Annotated in this window: 13 protein-coding genes and 1 tRNA gene; 5 read left to right on the top strand and 9 right to left on the bottom strand. The window is 61.8% G+C overall.

Annotated elements, in window-relative coordinates; genetic code table 11:
* Positions 1-245 precede the first annotated feature (245 nt).
* On the top strand, positions 246-512 hold the full coding sequence (locus tag ACSW29_RS12280; RefSeq protein ID WP_269590699.1) for a WhiB family transcriptional regulator: 267 nt from the start codon (positions 246-248) through the stop codon (positions 510-512).
* Positions 513-538: 26 nt separating this feature from the next.
* On the opposite strand, the gene ACSW29_RS12285 is transcribed toward ACSW29_RS12280, so the two are convergent.
* The 3 genes from ACSW29_RS12285 to ACSW29_RS12295 all read right to left on the bottom strand — a co-directional run bounded on the left by ACSW29_RS12285 (position 539) and on the right by ACSW29_RS12295 (position 4,321).
* Entirely contained in the window at positions 539-1,882 is a 1,344-nt protein-coding gene (locus ACSW29_RS12285; RefSeq protein ID WP_230812669.1) for an ABC1 kinase family protein, read from the bottom strand.
* Positions 1,883-1,886: 4 nt separating this feature from the next.
* Positions 1,887-2,819 carry a hypothetical protein gene (locus tag ACSW29_RS12290; protein ID WP_448277321.1) on the bottom strand — a complete coding sequence of 311 codons (933 nt, stop codon included), beginning with the start codon at positions 2,817-2,819 and terminating at the stop codon, positions 1,887-1,889.
* Positions 2,820-2,920: 101 nt separating this feature from the next.
* Positions 2,921-4,321 carry a zinc-dependent metalloprotease gene (locus tag ACSW29_RS12295; protein ID WP_448277322.1) on the bottom strand — a complete coding sequence of 467 codons (1,401 nt, stop codon included), beginning with the start codon at positions 4,319-4,321 and terminating at the stop codon, positions 2,921-2,923.
* Positions 4,322-4,444: 123 nt separating this feature from the next.
* Here ACSW29_RS12295 and ACSW29_RS12300 point away from each other — a divergent pair, with 123 nt between their 5' ends.
* Positions 4,445-5,467, top strand: a complete 1,023-nt coding sequence (locus tag ACSW29_RS12300; protein ID WP_317825479.1) for a YlbL family protein — start codon at positions 4,445-4,447, stop codon at positions 5,465-5,467.
* A 12-nt stretch (positions 5,468-5,479) separates the two neighbouring features.
* Here ACSW29_RS12300 and ACSW29_RS12305 read toward each other — a convergent pair whose 3' ends face one another.
* Positions 5,480-6,082: a PPA1309 family protein gene (locus ACSW29_RS12305; RefSeq protein WP_448277323.1), complete on the bottom strand. Its 603-nt coding sequence runs from the start codon at positions 6,080-6,082 to the stop codon at positions 5,480-5,482.
* 174 nt (positions 6,083-6,256) lie between these two features.
* Here ACSW29_RS12305 and ACSW29_RS12310 point away from each other — a divergent pair, with 174 nt between their 5' ends.
* Complete coding sequence (locus ACSW29_RS12310) at positions 6,257-9,172, top strand: UPF0182 family protein (protein WP_230812673.1); 2,916 nt, start codon at positions 6,257-6,259, stop codon at positions 9,170-9,172.
* A gap of 89 nt (positions 9,173-9,261) precedes the next feature.
* Here ACSW29_RS12310 and ACSW29_RS12315 read toward each other — a convergent pair whose 3' ends face one another.
* Complete coding sequence (locus ACSW29_RS12315; protein ID WP_019747833.1) at positions 9,262-9,816, bottom strand: transglycosylase family protein; 555 nt, start codon at positions 9,814-9,816, stop codon at positions 9,262-9,264.
* Between the two features lie 450 nt (positions 9,817-10,266).
* Between ACSW29_RS12315 and ACSW29_RS12320 the strand changes: the two genes are divergently transcribed.
* Positions 10,267-10,340, top strand: a tRNA-Met gene (locus tag ACSW29_RS12320).
* A gap of 105 nt (positions 10,341-10,445) precedes the next feature.
* Here the strand turns inward: ACSW29_RS12320 and ACSW29_RS12325 are convergent.
* Genes ACSW29_RS12325 through ACSW29_RS12340 form a run of 4 tightly spaced genes read right to left on the bottom strand, consistent with a single transcriptional unit; the run spans position 10,446 to position 13,899 of the window.
* Positions 10,446-11,090 carry a GntR family transcriptional regulator gene (locus tag ACSW29_RS12325; RefSeq protein WP_317825554.1) on the bottom strand — a complete coding sequence of 215 codons (645 nt, stop codon included), beginning with the start codon at positions 11,088-11,090 and terminating at the stop codon, positions 10,446-10,448.
* A gap of 60 nt (positions 11,091-11,150) precedes the next feature.
* Positions 11,151-12,221, bottom strand: a complete 1,071-nt coding sequence (locus ACSW29_RS12330) for an isopenicillin N synthase family dioxygenase (protein ID WP_448277324.1) — start codon at positions 12,219-12,221, stop codon at positions 11,151-11,153.
* Positions 12,218-13,120 carry an ABC transporter permease gene (locus ACSW29_RS12335; RefSeq protein ID WP_347872103.1) on the bottom strand — a complete coding sequence of 301 codons (903 nt, stop codon included), beginning with the start codon at positions 13,118-13,120 and terminating at the stop codon, positions 12,218-12,220. Before ACSW29_RS12335 ends, ACSW29_RS12330 begins: the two co-directional genes overlap by 4 nt.
* Complete coding sequence (locus tag ACSW29_RS12340; protein WP_317825482.1) at positions 13,117-13,899, bottom strand: ABC transporter ATP-binding protein; 783 nt, start codon at positions 13,897-13,899, stop codon at positions 13,117-13,119. The genes ACSW29_RS12335 and ACSW29_RS12340 overlap by 4 nt, the downstream gene beginning before the upstream one ends.
* A gap of 251 nt (positions 13,900-14,150) precedes the next feature.
* Between ACSW29_RS12340 and ACSW29_RS12345 the strand changes: the two genes are divergently transcribed.
* Positions 14,151-15,341: an ABC transporter substrate-binding protein gene (locus ACSW29_RS12345; RefSeq protein WP_448277325.1), complete on the top strand. Its 1,191-nt coding sequence runs from the start codon at positions 14,151-14,153 to the stop codon at positions 15,339-15,341.
* The last annotated feature ends 11 nt before the right edge of the window (positions 15,342-15,352 follow it).

Here is a 15,352-nt window from a genome sequence, read left to right on the forward strand (position 1 = left end):
CGGTAGGACACATCCGTTCACTTACGGCCACGGACCCGCAGCCCCTGCGGACCGTGGCCTTTGTGTTGGATACCCCTCTTGATCTGGTTTCCGACTCGGCTCAGGTTCGCACCCATCGAACCCATATCGTGCGACATAGTTTCGCATCCGAGCACTAGGAGACCGAGTTGTCTGCCCAGACAATCCGCGTGGAATCCGAAAACTCCACCACTGCAGTAACATCCACCGACGTCACTTCGGCTGCAGTGACATTCATCGAGGTCGCGTCCACCCGCCGCGACCTGCCGTGCCGGGCATCCAACCCCGATCTCTGGTTCGCCGAAGCTCCGGCCGAACTCGAGCAGGCCAAGGCACTGTGCGCGCAGTGCCCCATCCGTTCCCGTTGTCTCAGTGCGGCTCTCGACCGCGCCGAGCCCTGGGGGGTGTGGGGAGGCGAGATCCTCGATCAGGGTGCCGTCATAGCGCGCAAGAGACCGAGGGGGCGCCCACGCAAGCAACTCGTGTGCGCGTGAGAGCCCTATTCGGCGGAGCCGGTGTCTTATTCGGCGGAGCCGGTGTCATCCAGAACCGGCTCCGCGAACCCTGGCAACCAACGAGTCAGGATTTCCATGTACGGGGCATATGCGTCCAACTGGGCGCATATGCCGACCGAACCGAGAAGAACACGGAAGATCATCAAATACTCGGCCGGAAGGTTGAGTGCACGAGCCGTTCGGAACTGCGCACTGTTGAAGTCAGTGGCGGTTCCGGCGGCCTTTTGCAGCCATGCCCGAGTGAAGTGAAATGACTCGGTCTGAATCGGGTCGGTGAACGGTCGCAGGTAATCCGCGATCTCCTTGTCGGTCACCGTGCGTCCGGGAATCACGAAACCGTTGGCGCGCAACAACTCCGTTAACTCATCGAATTGTTCCTCGACCGCCAGACGCACCATCGTGCCGAGAACCCGTGGCAGTCCGTTCGGGAACGGCGCTGCAGCACCGAAGTCGATGACGCCGAGTCGGCCGTCCTCGAGAAGCATGAAGTTGCCGGGGTGCGGATCACAGTGGAGCAAGCCGACACGGGCCGGAGATGCGAAGTGGAACTCGGCGAGTAGTGCACCGGCAGCATTGCGCTGATCCGGCGTTCCGCTTTCGATGATTCTGGTCAACGGGGTTGCCGTCATCCATTCGGTCACGACCACCTTCGGCGCGCTCGCAACGACGTGCGGGATCACGAATTGCGGATCCCCGTCGAATTCTTTCGCGAATGCTCGCTGATTGTTCGCCTCGATCCGATAGTCGAGTTCTTCCTCCGTGCGGGCGGTGAACTCTTCGATCACGGGTCGCACGTCGACACCGGGCATGACCGAACCGAACAGGCCGGCAAATCTGCCCAAGGTCTTGAGATCGGCGCGAAGAGCTTCGTCGGCGCCGGGGTACTGAACTTTGACGGCCACGTCACGTCCGTCCGCCCAGACGGCTCGGTGAACCTGCCCGATGCTTGCCGACGCGGTCGGTTCGTCGTCGAACGACTGGAATCGGTCGCGCCACTTGGTTCCGAGTTGCTGGTCGAGCATCTTGTGTACTTGCTTGGTCGGTAGCGGCGGGGCGGCGGCCTGGAGCTTGTTCAGCGACTCGCGGTACGGCTCGGCGAATTCCTCCGGAATTGCCGCCTCCATGACGCTGAGCGCTTGGCCCAGCTTCATCGCGCCGCCCTTGAGTTCGCCCAGCACCGCAAACAGTTGCTCGGCGGCCTTCGCGCTCAACTGCGCGTCGATCTCGCCTTTGTCGCCGCCGGCGAGCTTGCGTCCGAAGCCCATGGCGGCGCGACCGGCCATCCCCAGGGGGATGCTCGCGAGTTTGGCAGTACGGGCAGAACTCTTGCGTGGGATCTCGGACACCACACCATCATGTCTGACTGGCGCGTCCTTTGCCCGAAACAGGTGCCAGGTATTGGCAACTGCAGGATATTTGCCGAGGCCAGCGCCTCGTTGTGATTCGATACGGACGGAGCGCGATCTCGAGCGTCGACGACAGACTTGCTGCAGAGGCGGCACTGGGAAGGTCCACGACACTGGGTAGGTCCAGGGCACTGAGAGCCGCGTCGATCTCGGCCAGGGCCAGCGCGACACTTGCATGGATCATCGCCGATTCCGCGTGGCCCGCGCTGCCGAGTAGCTGCGCGGACAGATGAAGCCAATGAGGGTCGAGTTCGGATCGGATGATGTCGGCGCACCGCAGGCAACTCGACTGACCCGGTAGGACAAGAGGGCCGACCACACCGTTGCCGTCCCGGATACGGACGGAAAGGTGGGGGAGTCCGCACCGAACGAGATCGCTGACCAAGCGAGGATCTGTGACGACGTCGTCGGCCAAGACCACCAGTTGTTCGTTCCACGTGCGCACGACGTCGGTGTTGCGATACCCGCGCGAGCGTCGCGTGCTGGTGCCGCTGGTGACGAGTCCGCGCTCGACGGCGTCCGAGAGAGGACCGACGCCATGGATCCGGACGGACGCGGTGCTTGTGCCGGCAGTGTGGACGAATCCGGAATCGGCGAGTTGTTCGAGTAGCTCCTCCGTCACCGACGTCGAAATTCCGCGCTTCGACGCTTCCCAGAGGATGGTCGCGCGGGATCTCGAGCCGTCCATCGCGCGCAGGATCGACTTCACCGCCCGCGCATCGACCCCGACAGGCAGCGTCAGCAGGACAGCACGCCCGGGTGTCCATCCCAGCTGAAGCCGACCGTCCGGGCGCGACAGAACAGCGATCCGTGGATCCCATCGGGGTCCCACGGATCGCTGTGTGTTCTGTGTCGTGCTGTTCTGCGTGTCACCGGTCATCGCTCGATGCTGGCATGACGCTCGGCCGGCGAGTCCGCCTCAGCGGCAGTTATCCACAGGCTCTCAGCTTGGTTGAACTGCGAAAATGTGTCGAGAAGGAATTACTTCTCTTCGTCGTCCTCGAGGGTCTTGTCCATCGCGGCCTCAGCCGCACGCTCTTTTGCCTCGACGGCTTCCAGTTGGGCGATCGGGTCGTCGAAATTGCCGGTTTCGCCGTCGCCGAGGACACGGGCGACAAATCCGTCCGGTGCGTCGAGATCGCTCGAATCGGGCATCAGGTCGGGATGCGACCAGACGCCGTCACGAGTGTCCATACCGGCTTCCGCGGTGAGCTTCTGCCACAATCCTGCCGCTTCACGGACCTTACGAGGACGAAGTTCCAGTCCGACGAGCGTCGCAAAGGTCTGTTCGGCGGGGCCGCCGGTGGCACGGCGACGCCGCAACGTCTCGCTCATCGCGGCGACACCCGGCAGTCGCTCGCCGAGTGCGGCGGTGACGACCGTCTCCACCCAACCCTCGACCAGCGCAAGCAGTGTCTCGAGACGCTCGAGAGCGGCCTTCTGCTCCGGTGTGTTCTGCGGCTCGAACGTGCCCTGCTGCATCAGCGCTTCGAGTTTGCTCGGATCGGTGAGAGCGGACGGGTCGAGGTCCTTGGCGAATTCTTCCATCGCGGAGAAGTCCATCGTGATCCCGCGGGCGTACTCCTCGACTGTCGCGAGGACGCGCTGGCGCAGCCACGGAACGTGACTGTAGAGGCGCTGATGAGCTGCTTCCCGCGCGGCGAGGAACACGAGAACTTCCTGATGCGGCTGTTCGAGACCCTCACTGAAAGCCTGAACCGCAGCGGGGAGAAGAGCCGCGGTGCCTTCGGGTCCGAGGGGCAAGCCGATGTCCGTCGAGGAGAGCACCTCGGTGGACAGTTGGCCCAGTGCCTGGCCCAATTGCGAGCCGAACGCGAGTCCGCCCATCTGGCCGAGCATGCCCAGCATCGGGCCCGCCATCTGCTGTGCTTCGGCAGGAAGTCCCTGCACCCACATGCCCGATACCTTCTCGGCTACCGGATCACAGAGTCGCTTCCACGTGTCGATCGTATTGTCGAGCCAGTCGTTCGGCGTCCAGGCGAGGGTGCGGCTCGCTCCGGCGGGGAGCGTTGTCGCGGCGTCCAGCCACATCTCTGCCAGGTGCGCAGCGTCGGCGATCGCCTTGACATTGCCCTCGGTGATCGGTGTGACCGATCCGATCTGTTGGCGTGCCAGCTTCTTGGCGATGTCGTAGTTCACAGGGCCGGACGTACCGCCCTGGCCCATCGACGAGCCCATTCCGCTCAGCATCTGACCGAACTGAGTGAGCATCTGGCCGAGTTGAGCCGGATCGAATCCCTCACCGCCCGCGCCGAACCCGAACGGCGTGTCACCACCCCCGAACGGATTGCCACCCGCCGCGTTCTTGTCGCGATCGGGATCGTCGTCGGAGTTGGAGAAGCCGAACGGCATATTGCTCATACCTCAACGGTACAAGGGTTGAGCGGTCGGAGTCGCCCTCCGAGTCACGCTGACGGCGAACACGCACGGCGCTCAGGCGGTGCGATCGGTGCTCCGGCGCCTTCGCGCTTTACTCTGGATCAGGTGAATCGACGGATAGTGACGCTCTTGGCCGCACTCGCACCCATCGTCGTGTTGGGAGTCGTCGGAACAATGGTCACTGTTCCTTATGTCGCACTGGGTCCGGGCCCCACCTTCAACACGCTCGGCGACGTCGACGGTAAGCCCGTCGTCGACATCCAGGGGGCCGAGGTCGATCCCACCGAAGGCAACCTCAACATGACAACGGTGTCCGTTCGCGACGGCCTCAACATCTTCGAAGCATTCGGACTGTGGGCGAGCGGCAGTAACGGACTCGTCCCACGCTCGGAGATCTATCCGCCCGAGAAGTCGAAGGAAGAAATCCAGCAGGCCAACACCGCCGACTTCCAGCAGTCCGAGGACAGTGCCGAGTTGGCCGCACTCCACTTTCTCGGCAAGCCGGTGGCACTGACTGTTTCGAAGGTGACACCCGACGGTCCCGCTGCGGGTGCGCTGCAAGAAGGCGACGTCCTGGTCAAGATCGGGGACACTCCGGTGACCACCATCAGCGGCGTTCAGGACACGGTCGGGGCGATTGCGCCCGGCACTCCGATCAACGTCAACGTCGTTCGCGCGGGTGTGGAGACCGTTGTGCCGGTCACCGTCGGGGCGCGGCCCAACAAGCCCGAATCGGGTTACCTCGGCGTCACGCCGACCGAGGTCCCGGATGTCCCCTTCACCGTGCAGTTCAACCTCGCCGACATCGGTGGTCCTTCTGCCGGACTGATGTTCACACTGGCCTTGGTGGACAAGTTGACTCCAGGGGAGCTGAACGGCGGAAAGTTCGTGGCCGGAACGGGCACCATCGACTCCGCCGGTGAAGTGGGTCCGATCGGCGGCATCAGGTACAAGTTGATCGCCGCGTCCGAAGCAGGTGCGGAGACATTCCTGGTACCCGCCCAGAATTGTGACGAGGCGAAACAGAATGCGCCGGACGGGCTTCGACTCGTCAAGGTCGACAACCTGCCCGGCGCAGTGGACTCACTCGAGAGCCTCAACACCGGCGGCGACGCACCCCGCTGCTGAAAGCAGTCTCTGTCAGTCTTCTTCGACCTCGTCGAGCGTCGCGTACAGCGCGTGCACGAGGTGAGGTGCGAGACCGTCGTAGGTGAGCAGTTCCAGGTCGCCGTACGGATCCGCGTCCTCGTCGGGACGCATCTGCAACAGCGACAGCGACGGACCGTCACGCAGCACGCCGACGAACAGCCGAGCTTCGCGTCGATCGGGATTCGCGTTGGCAGTCAGTCGAGCGACCTCGTCCGCCGCGTGCTGATCGGTCAACACCGGCGCCGTGGCGTGGTCGAGATCCGATTCCGCCTCGGGCGGTAGGACGACGATTTCCTGCACCAAGATGCAACCCTGGACCGACTCGGGCCAATGCGTCGTTGCCAGGAACTCGTCGAGTGCCCGTGAACCGCCGATGATGTCCTCGGGGAGCGATTCCTGCTCGATCGGTGTGTATTCGGCACCCTCGGCAAGTTGGTCCAGCAGGCCGGGTTCGGCCGCGGCGAGCATTTCGGTGGGTACCAACGCGTACAGCTTCGGCGGTTGATCCCAGCCCTCGGCGTCGATGTGGTCGACTACTTCATGAACGCACCGGGCGAGGGCACTCGGTGATCTGCTCATATTCTCTTCACTCACACGTTCATCCTCGCACCTTCTGCCTGGCTTCCCGCTCTCCGTGTTGTCAACCCGTGACCGTTGTTACGTAGAGTGGTCGGAAACGGCCAAGTCCACTCGGGCGTGGCCGCAGTGATCGATGCAATCGGTTGCGACGCCACGGCGTCGCCAAATCTTGGAGCGTGGCACGTGGGCATGCGGCCCCCCGCAGGTTTACCCTCTCTGTCCAGACGCAGTCGAATCTTGTTGGTGGTGGCTGTCGTTGTGGCGGCCTTGCTGCTCGTGGGGCCGCGACTGATCGGCATGTACACGGACTGGTTGTGGTTCGGCGAAGTCGGCTTCCGTGGTGTGTTCACCAAGGTTCTGCTGACGCGATTCGTTCTCTTCCTCGTAGTCGGAATTGTCGTCGGAGCCATCGTGTGGCTCGCGATGCTTCTCGCGTACCGTGCACGTCCGGTGTTCGTCCCGGTTTCCGGACCCAATGATCCGATCGCGCGCTACCGCACCACCGTCATGTCGCGACTTCGTCTGTTCGGCGTGATCGTTCCGGTAGCGATCGGCATCCTGTCCGGTCTCATCGCGCAGGCCAACTGGGTCACCATCCAGTTGTTCCTCAACGGTCAGCAGTTCGGCATCACCGATCCCCAGTTCCATCTGGACGTCGGCTTCTACACCTTCGATCTGCCGTTCTACCGTTTCGTTCTGAACTGGTTGTTCGTCTCGATCCTGCTGGCATTCGTGGCAAATCTGATCACCCACTACGTTTTCGGTGGAATCAAATTGGCCGGGCGCGCTGGGACATTCACCACTGCCGCTCGTATTCAACTCGCTGTTATCGCCGGAACCTTCGTGCTCCTCAAGGCGGTTGCGTACTGGTTCGATCGGTACTCGTTGATGTCGAGCAGTCGCAAGGAACCGACTTTCACCGGTCCTGGCTTCACCGACATCAATGCGGTGCTGCCGGCGAAGCTCATTCTGTTGTCCATCGCAGTCATCTGTGCGTTGGCGTTCTTCGCGGCGATCTTCACGCGGGATCTTCGGATACCGGCCATGGCAGTCGCTCTCCTGGTTCTCTCGTCAGTGCTCGTCGGTGCGGTCTACCCGATGATCGTCGAGCAGTTCTCCGTCAAGCCCAATGCGGCGCAGAAGGAGAGCACGTACATCGAGCGGAACATCGAAGCGACTCGTCAGGCGTACGGGATCACCGAAGAGAACGTCGACTACGTCGACTATCCGGGCATCGGCACCAAGCAGCCCCAGGACGTTCCAGCCGACCGGACCACGATCGCGAACACGCGACTGTTGGATCCGACCATCCTGTCGCCGACGTTCACCGCTCAGCGTCAGCTCAAGAACTTCTACGGGTTCCCGCAGACCCTCAATGTCGACCGCTACGAACAAGACGGCCAGTTGCGCGACTTCGTTGTCGCAGCGCGTGAGCTGTCGCCGAACAACCTTTCCGGCAACCAGACGGACTGGATCAACAAGCACACGGTCTACACGCATGGCAACGGCTTCGTCGCTGCCCAGGCGAACGAAGTCACGGCGGTCCAGGGCGACAGTCAGAACAACACCGGTGGTTACCCGATCTACTCGGTGAGCGACCTGACGACCACGCCCGAGAACGAGAACCTCAAGGTGGACAATCCTCGTTCGTACTACGGCGAGGTAATCAGTCAGTCGGACGCCGATTACTCGATCGTCGGTTCCGTCGACGGTGAGGGACCGCGGGAGTACGACACCGACACCTCGAAGTACACCTACACAGGCTCGGGTGGTGTTTCGATCGGCAACTGGTTCAACCGTCTTGCATTCGCGGCGAAGTACACCGAGCGCAACATCCTGTTCTCGAGTGCAATCGGTTCGAACTCCAAGATCATTTTCAAGCGTGATCCGAAGGAAAGGGTCGAGGAGGTTGCGCCTTGGCTGACTACTGACGGCGCTGCTTATCCCGCAGTGGTCGACGGCAAGATGCAGTGGATCATCGACGGCTACACCACCGCCCAGGACTACCCGTACGCGCAGCGCAGTTCGCTCGACGGGTTGGTCGAGGACAGTATCGACCAGACGACCGGGCGCCTCATTCCGCGCCAGGAGTTCTCCTACATCCGCAACTCCGTGAAGGCCACGGTCGATGCCTACGACGGCACCGTCACGCTGTACCAGGTCGACGAGCAGGATCCGGTTCTGAAGGCGTGGATGGGGGTCTTCCCGGACACGGTCAAGCCGAAGAGCGAAATTTCGGACGACCTGCAGGCGCACTTCCGGTACCCGGAAGACATGTTCAAGGTCCAGCGCGAGATGCTGGCGAAGTACCACGTCGACGATCCGAGTGAGTTCTTCACCAACAACGCGTTCTGGTCGGTTCCGAGCGATCCGACGATCGACACGTCGGCCAACCAGCCGCCGTACTACGTGCTGGTGGGCGACAAGGACACCGCGAAGGCGGATTTCCGTCTGACCAGTCCGATGGTCGGGTTCAGTCGTGAGTTGCTGTCGGCCTACATCTCGGTGGCGAACGACAAGGAGAACTACGGCAAGTTCACGGTGCTGCAGTTGCCGACCGATACGCAGACTCAGGGTCCACAGCAGGCTCAGTCTGCGATGACATCGGATTCGCGTGTTGCTTCGGAAGTGTCACTGCTCAAGCAGTCGAACAAGATTCAGTACGGAAACCTGCTGACTCTGCCGATTGCCGAGGGCGGAATCCTCTACGTCGAACCTTTGTACTCGCAGCGAAACTCGCAGAACGCGTTCCCTCAGTTGGCGCGTGTGCTGGTGAGCTTCAGCGACACCAACGGCATTCGGATCGGTTATGCACCGACCGTCTCCGAGGCGATCAGTCAGATTTGGCCGGGCGCAGGTTCGGCAGCGACTGTCACCCAGCCGGCACCCGATCCGGATACCGGAGCGCAACCGGAAACGCCGACAACGCCGACGGCACCGGCCCCGCCGGCTTCTTCGGATGACGTCACGAAGGCGCTGGCCGAGGTCAATTCGGCAATGGCGGCATTGAAGTCGGCGCAACAGAGCGGTGACTTCACCAGCTACGGTGCTGCGCTCGACCGCCTACAGAAGGCTGTCGACGCGTACCAGGCGCTGCCGAGGTAAGCGGCGTCAGTTCATGAACAGCAGAAGGCCCACCATCCGATCGGATGGTGGGCCTTCTTGTGTGCTCAGGTGAAGCTGTATGAGCTGAATCAGCGCAGTGCTGCAACGATCGGTGCGTTGGCATCGGAGAGCTGCTGGAACTGTGCGGCGAATCCGTACTGGCCGGCGAGGTCACGAGCGGTGTCGTAAGCCTGCTGTGCGGCGGGCTTGAGCTCGGCCGGGATTTCGACGGCGGGAGCAACTGCGGGTGCCTCGGCGACGGGAGCCGGTGCTGCGGCGGGAGCCTCTTCGACTGCCGGCTCGCTTGCGACGGTCAGACGCTGGCCGCAGACGGGCCATGCGCCGGGGCCCTGGCTCTGCAGGGTGTTCTCGGCGACGCGGATCTGCTCTTCCTTGGAAGCGTTGGCGGGCGAGCCGGTGCCACCGTTGGCGGTCCAGGTGCTCTGCGAGAACTGCAGGCCGCCGTAGTAGCCGTTTCCGGTGTTGATGTTCCAGTCGCCACCGCTCTCGCACTGTGCGACGCCGTCCCAGTTGTGGGTGGCTGCGGAAGCGGTGCCGGTGCTCATGGTGAGGGGCACTGCGACAAGTGCGCCGGCTACTGCCAATGTGCCGAATGCACGCTTGCTGATGCTGGTGTACGTCATGTCGGGGTAAATCCTCTCCGCGCTTGCTGACATCGGCGGGCCTGCGGGTCGGCGATGATGCTGACTTTCCCGGGCGCTTGTCTCTCCGTGTCTCTGCCCCTCGAAGGTTTCGGGGGTTCCGATCCCGCGGGGCAGAGTGGAGCAGCGGCGGGTCGGCGTTCGCCCGGTTGATTCGGGCCGGGACCGACCGTACGGGAGCGCTGAACGAGGGTCGATTCGCGATTTTCCGGACCACCTGGTCTTCTCCCATCCAGGATTTTCGGCGTTTGTGCTGGTAGAGCCTTTCCGATGCCGTTTCGAGGTACGTTCGTTACATGCTTGTTATGTGTTGATGCTCACGGGCATTTTGTGAACCCAGTCACCCGATTCGTCGACTTTCAGGCGTGTATTTCGCTCCAGCGCAGGCGATTTGCGTTCCGTTCATCTGCTCGTGTAACTTTGTCAATGCATCGCGGGGTGGAGCAGCTCGGTAGCTCGCTGGGCTCATAACCCAGAGGTCGCAGGTTCAAATCCTGTCCCCGCTACTAGAAAAGGGCCGCCGCACTGGAATCCAGTGCGGCGGTCCTTTTTGCGTGCAGCTGTACAGCTCAGGCGAAGCGCTTCGGGTCCGTGCTTCACGAGTCTGGGCGTCAGGTTCGGGTTGTTCGGACGAGTAGCCCGGCTACGTGCGCGCTCGCGGCTGTTCTCGCTCCCACGGCGTCACCCGATTCGATGGCCGCGACTATACGAGCGTGCTCGGTGACAGCGATCCGGCGATTGAGCTCGAGGCTCCACATGTCAGAACGGTAGAGATGTGACTGCCCATCCAGACGGTGCAGGGCTTCACTGAGTGGGTGATTGCATGCCGTTTCACGAATCAGTGTGTGGAACTCGAGGTCCAGCTTCGAATCCCGTCGCTGATCCGGCGGACTCTCGAGAAGTTCGCGTTGCACCTGCACCATCTTGCTGAGCCGCGACACGGTTTCGTGAGTGGCATTCGCAGTCGCGTTGAACGCTGCGAGGCCGTCGAGCACCTCACGCACCTCGAAAACAGCGCGCAGCGACTCCGCGTCCAGTGAATCGACTTTTGCACCCGCATTTCGGGTGTGGACGGCGATGCCCTCGTAGATCAACTGCTGTACGGCCTCGCGGACCGGCGTGCGACTGACATTGAGTTTGCTCGCCAGCGCGGGAACACTCAGTGGTGTCCCCGGCGCCAGCTCTCCCGAAAAGATCAGTTCGCGAAGCGTCTCGTGCACGGACTCGGTGAGCAAAGCTCGTTCGGTGGTGGTCATCTTGTCCTCACTTCGATCCTGCACGATATCGACGGTACCCGGCACCGTCACCCGGCACCGTCACCCGGCGGCGCGCACCCGGTCAGCGCTGCGACGGTCGACGTCGGGCGCCATCGCGCCTTTCAGTCCGGCCACTTTGGCCGCGATGTTCTCGGCGATCGTGATCGGCGGGTATCCCACCTCGCCCGGTTCGAGAGTCCCTGGCAGTGCTTCGATGACGGCGTCGTAGTTTCCGTCGAAAAAGAATGCGGCAGAGCGACGTCGGATGATCTGACCATCGACGATAGGTGGGTCGACTCGGTGCACTGTCGAGCGCCATCGGTCGTTCGTCCAGCGTGCCATTGCGTCGCCGAGGTTGATCAAGAGTGCGCCGTCGGCAGGTTGGACGTCGTGCCATACGCCATCGGCACTCAGAACTTGAAGGCCCGGAACTTGATCTGCCCACAGGATGGTCAAGATTCCGAAGTCGGTGTGAGCGCCCATTCCCGTCATGTCGCCGGAGATCCGGATCTCGCCCGCAGGCAGTGCGTAGTTGTTCATCTTCATCGCGTCGATCGAATGGTCGAGCATCGAATCGAAGTACCCGGGCTGCAATCCGAGGGCGTCGGTAAAGGCGCACATCAGGATTCGTGCCAAGCCCTGGGCATGACGGAAATACTCTTCGATTGCCGGTCGGAATCCGGGCGCGGCCTCAGGCCAAGTGTTGGCGGCGTAGCTGGACTCGGGCAGGTCGACGCCCGGATAGTCGCTCACCTCTGCGCCCACGACTATTGCTTCGTAGAAATCGTTCATCTGGTTCGCAGCGGCGACGCCCAGGCTCATACTGAGTGATTCCGACTTCGGTGGCGAGTAGCCACGGTTCTCGGACGAGGGACGGTGATAGTTGTTCTTCACCGTCAGTGGGAGAGCAAAGAACTCGTCGAGGGCGTCGGCCAGTCCGTCGGTCGCCGATCGTGGAATGCTGTGTCCGACAATCTGTATGAATCCGACCTCCCGGCACGCGCGATCGAGTTGAGCTGCCACTTCCGCACAGGCAGTGCTGTTGGTGGCGTTTGCAGCCGCTGCCTCGCCGCGGATGTACGGGCTGATATCGATCGTAGGGATTTCGAAGGCGGGAAATTCGTGGGTCATTTAAAGTCCTTGCGGCCGGACGTGTGCCACTTACCGACGAGCACACGTGAGAGGAATCCAAAGGCAGAGAAGACGAGGACGCCGAACACCGACGCGATCACGATCGCGGCGATCAGGTCCTCGGACTGAAGGCGGCTTCGGTAGACGTCGAGCAGAGTTCCGATCCCGGGTTGTCCTTTGGCGAAGAACATGTCGCCGATGATGGCGCCGACGACAACCAGGCCGGATGCGGTACGGATACCGGTGAGAATGGCCGGCATCGCCGCTCGCAGTTCGAGTTTCACCAGTCGATCCCAACGCGACGCTCGTCCGAGGGTGAAGAGTTCGTGCAATCCGCGATCGACCGACTGTAATCCGAAGTGTGTGTTGGTGATGATCGGGAAGGCTGCGATGAGAACACACACCAGAGTACGAGCGGTCATGCCGTAGCCGAACCAGAGGCCGATGAGGGGCACGATGGCGAGGATGGGAATGACTTGCAGCACTACGGCGTACGGATAGACGATCCGCTCGATCCACTTTGCTTGGCTCATCAGCACGCCGGTTCCGACGCCGACTGCCACCGCGACGACGAAGCCGACCAGCGCAACCTGCGCCGTCACTGCGAGGGCTTCGAGCATGGGTGAGAGGTGTTTCCAGTCGAGCAGCGACTTTGTCAGTACTTGACCCGGTGGCGGGAGGAGAAACCGACGTTCGGGGGAGAGGACGAGGTAGCTGACGATCGACCAGGCAGCGACCGCGCCGGCAAGGGAGAGCAGCGGATAGAGGACGAGGGCACCAAGCGCTCTCAGTCGAGAGTTCCGTCCGGTCTGTGCCTCTGCTTGTGTGTTGGTCGCAGAATCAGAGCGAACAGCGGTGCGTGTGGTGTTGCCTCGTTGAACTGCAAGAACTTCGGTCATCGTAGGCTCCCGTGCAAACTGGCCGAGATATCGGCGACGTATTCGGTGTAGCGGGCGTCGTAGCGCAGTTCCGGACTACGTGGGTAAGGGAAGTCGATGTCGACGACCGAATGTATTCGTCCAGGCCTGGCGGTCATGACAACCACCTTGTTTGCGAGGTACACGGCCTCGGATACCGAGTGCGTGATGAACATCGAGGTGAACCCTTTGTCGGTGTAGAGCCTTTGGAGCTCTACCTGCATCTCCAGTCGTGTCATCTCGTCGAGCGCACCAAAAGGTTCGTCGAGCAGCATCACAGCAGGTGCGAGGGTGAGCGCACGCGCCAACGAGACACGCATCTTCATTCCGCCTGACAACGCATTGGGCAGTTGTTTCGCAAAGTCCGCAAGGGCGACTGCGCGGATTGCCTCGTCGGCGCGCAACTTTCGCGCTGCTTTGTCGCCGCCACCGAGTTCAGCCGATAATTCGACGTTGGCCTGCACGGTTCGCCAGGGGAGGAGAGTCGGCTCCTGGAAGATGAAGCCAACTGATTCGGTGTCGAGGGCAACCGCACCACTGGTCGGTCGCTCGAGGCCGGCCGCCATGCGCAACAAAGTCGACTTGCCACAGCCGGAGGGTCCGACCACGGCGACGAAGTCTCCTCGCTCCACGTCCAGATCGATGCCGTCCAGCGCGACAGTGCCGGTATCGAACTTCTTGACGACATCGGAAAAGGCCATCTGCATCGGCGCGGTGAGCTTGCGAGCGTCGGCATCCTGCATCGTGTTCGCGAGTTCCATCTGAGCCTCCGGTTCGGTAATGCATGCAAAAGTTCTTCAAGATGTAGGAACTATCTTGAATTGCATGTATGTCGCCTAGATTGCCGAATGTAAATGTGAGGTGACATTGCAGGTGAAGCGAGAATCTCGACGCGCGTTACCTGATGGAAACAACGAGTTGATTGCATGTAATCCACGTGCTGCAGAGTGTGCTCATCGGATCACCCTTCTTGGTTCGCCCACATCCCAATTGTTTTCACGAAGGAGACGCTGTGTATTCAAATCGCAAGGTGCATCCCAATCGCAGAAGTGTGGGAGCGGCGGGCGCGGCACTGGCCATGTGTGCAGCCATCGGATTGACTGCGTGCAGCTCCAGTGAGGCTGAGACGACCAAAGCCGAATCTCTCGAACCAGCTGCCGAGGCGCAGAACCTGGCGGGTCTCTGTCCGGAAAACGTTGTGGTTCAACTCCAATGGCAGCCACAGTCGGATATGGGAGCGCTCTTCGAGATGCTCGGTCCCGGCTATTCGGTCGACACCGACGACAAGTCCGTCAGTGGGACTCTTGTCGCCGGAGGGAAGGACACCGGAGTCGACCTGACCTTGCGGGCCGGGGGACCGGCAATCGGGTTCCAATCCGTCAGCTCCCAGATGTACGTCGACGATTCCATCACTCTCGGCTTGGTGCACGGCGATCAGGTGATCGCGGCAGCGGCAAGTCAGCCCGTTGTGGCCGTCACGCCATTGCTCAAATACAGCCCGGCAATCCTCATGTGGGACAAAGAGTCTCATCCGGACTGGACGAGTGTTGCCGATATCGGCAAGTCCGACGCGAGTGTCGTCGTTTCCAAGGAACAACTCTTTCCGCAGTGGCTCGTGGCGAAAGGACTACTGAAGCAGTCTCAGCTCGACACGAGCTACGACGGAGCTCCCTCGCGATTTGTCGGTGACCCGACCATCGCTCAGCAAGGATTCGCGAATTCGGAACCGTACACGTACGAGAAGGAGACGCCGGCGTGGGACAAGCCGGTTTCCTATGACCTGCTGAAAGATTCGGGTTTCGACATCTACGCGTCCAATGTTTCCGTTCGTGCCGACAAGGTCGAAACACTCTCGTCGTGTTTGAGCAAGCTGGTTCCGATCATTCAGCAGGCCACCGCGGACTACATCACAGCGCCGGATGCGGCGAATGCGGCCATTGTCGACGTCGTCTCACAAGACGTGTCGTTCTCGCCGTACACGGAGAGTGAGGCGGCGTTCAGTGCCCAGCTCCTGAAAGAGAAAGGCCTGATCGCGAACGAGGCGGACGGATCCGTCGGCACGTTCGACATGACGCGAGTCGCCCACACCGTCGAAGAACTGAAGCCCATCCTGAACGCCGGGGGTGCGGCGATACCGCAGTCACTGACCGCAGAACAGATCTACACCGACAAATTCACCGATCGGTCCATCGGAATCCGCTGAAGGAGCTCACG

The organism is Rhodococcus sp. GB-02, from assembly GCF_053470465.1.

Coding starts and splice junctions, on each gene's coding strand:
- ACSW29_RS12330 (WP_448277324.1), bottom strand. CDS start 12,221: ATGACCCACGAATTTCCCGCCTTCGAAATCCCTACGATCGATATCAGC.
- ACSW29_RS12315 (WP_019747833.1), bottom strand. CDS start 9,816: ATGACGTACACCAGCATCAGCAAGCGTGCATTCGGCACATTGGCAGTA.
- ACSW29_RS12340 (WP_317825482.1), bottom strand. CDS start 13,899: ATGGAACTCGCGAACACGATGCAGGATGCCGACGCTCGCAAGCTCACC.
- ACSW29_RS12325 (WP_317825554.1), bottom strand. CDS start 11,090: ATGACCACCACCGAACGAGCTTTGCTCACCGAGTCCGTGCACGAGACG.
- ACSW29_RS12335 (WP_347872103.1), bottom strand. CDS start 13,120: ATGACCGAAGTTCTTGCAGTTCAACGAGGCAACACCACACGCACCGCT.
- ACSW29_RS12290 (WP_448277321.1), bottom strand. CDS start 2,819: ATGACCGGTGACACGCAGAACAGCACGACACAGAACACACAGCGATCC.
- ACSW29_RS12310 (WP_230812673.1), top strand. CDS start 6,257: ATGCGGCCCCCCGCAGGTTTACCCTCTCTGTCCAGACGCAGTCGAATC.
- ACSW29_RS12295 (WP_448277322.1), bottom strand. CDS start 4,321: ATGAGCAATATGCCGTTCGGCTTCTCCAACTCCGACGACGATCCCGAT.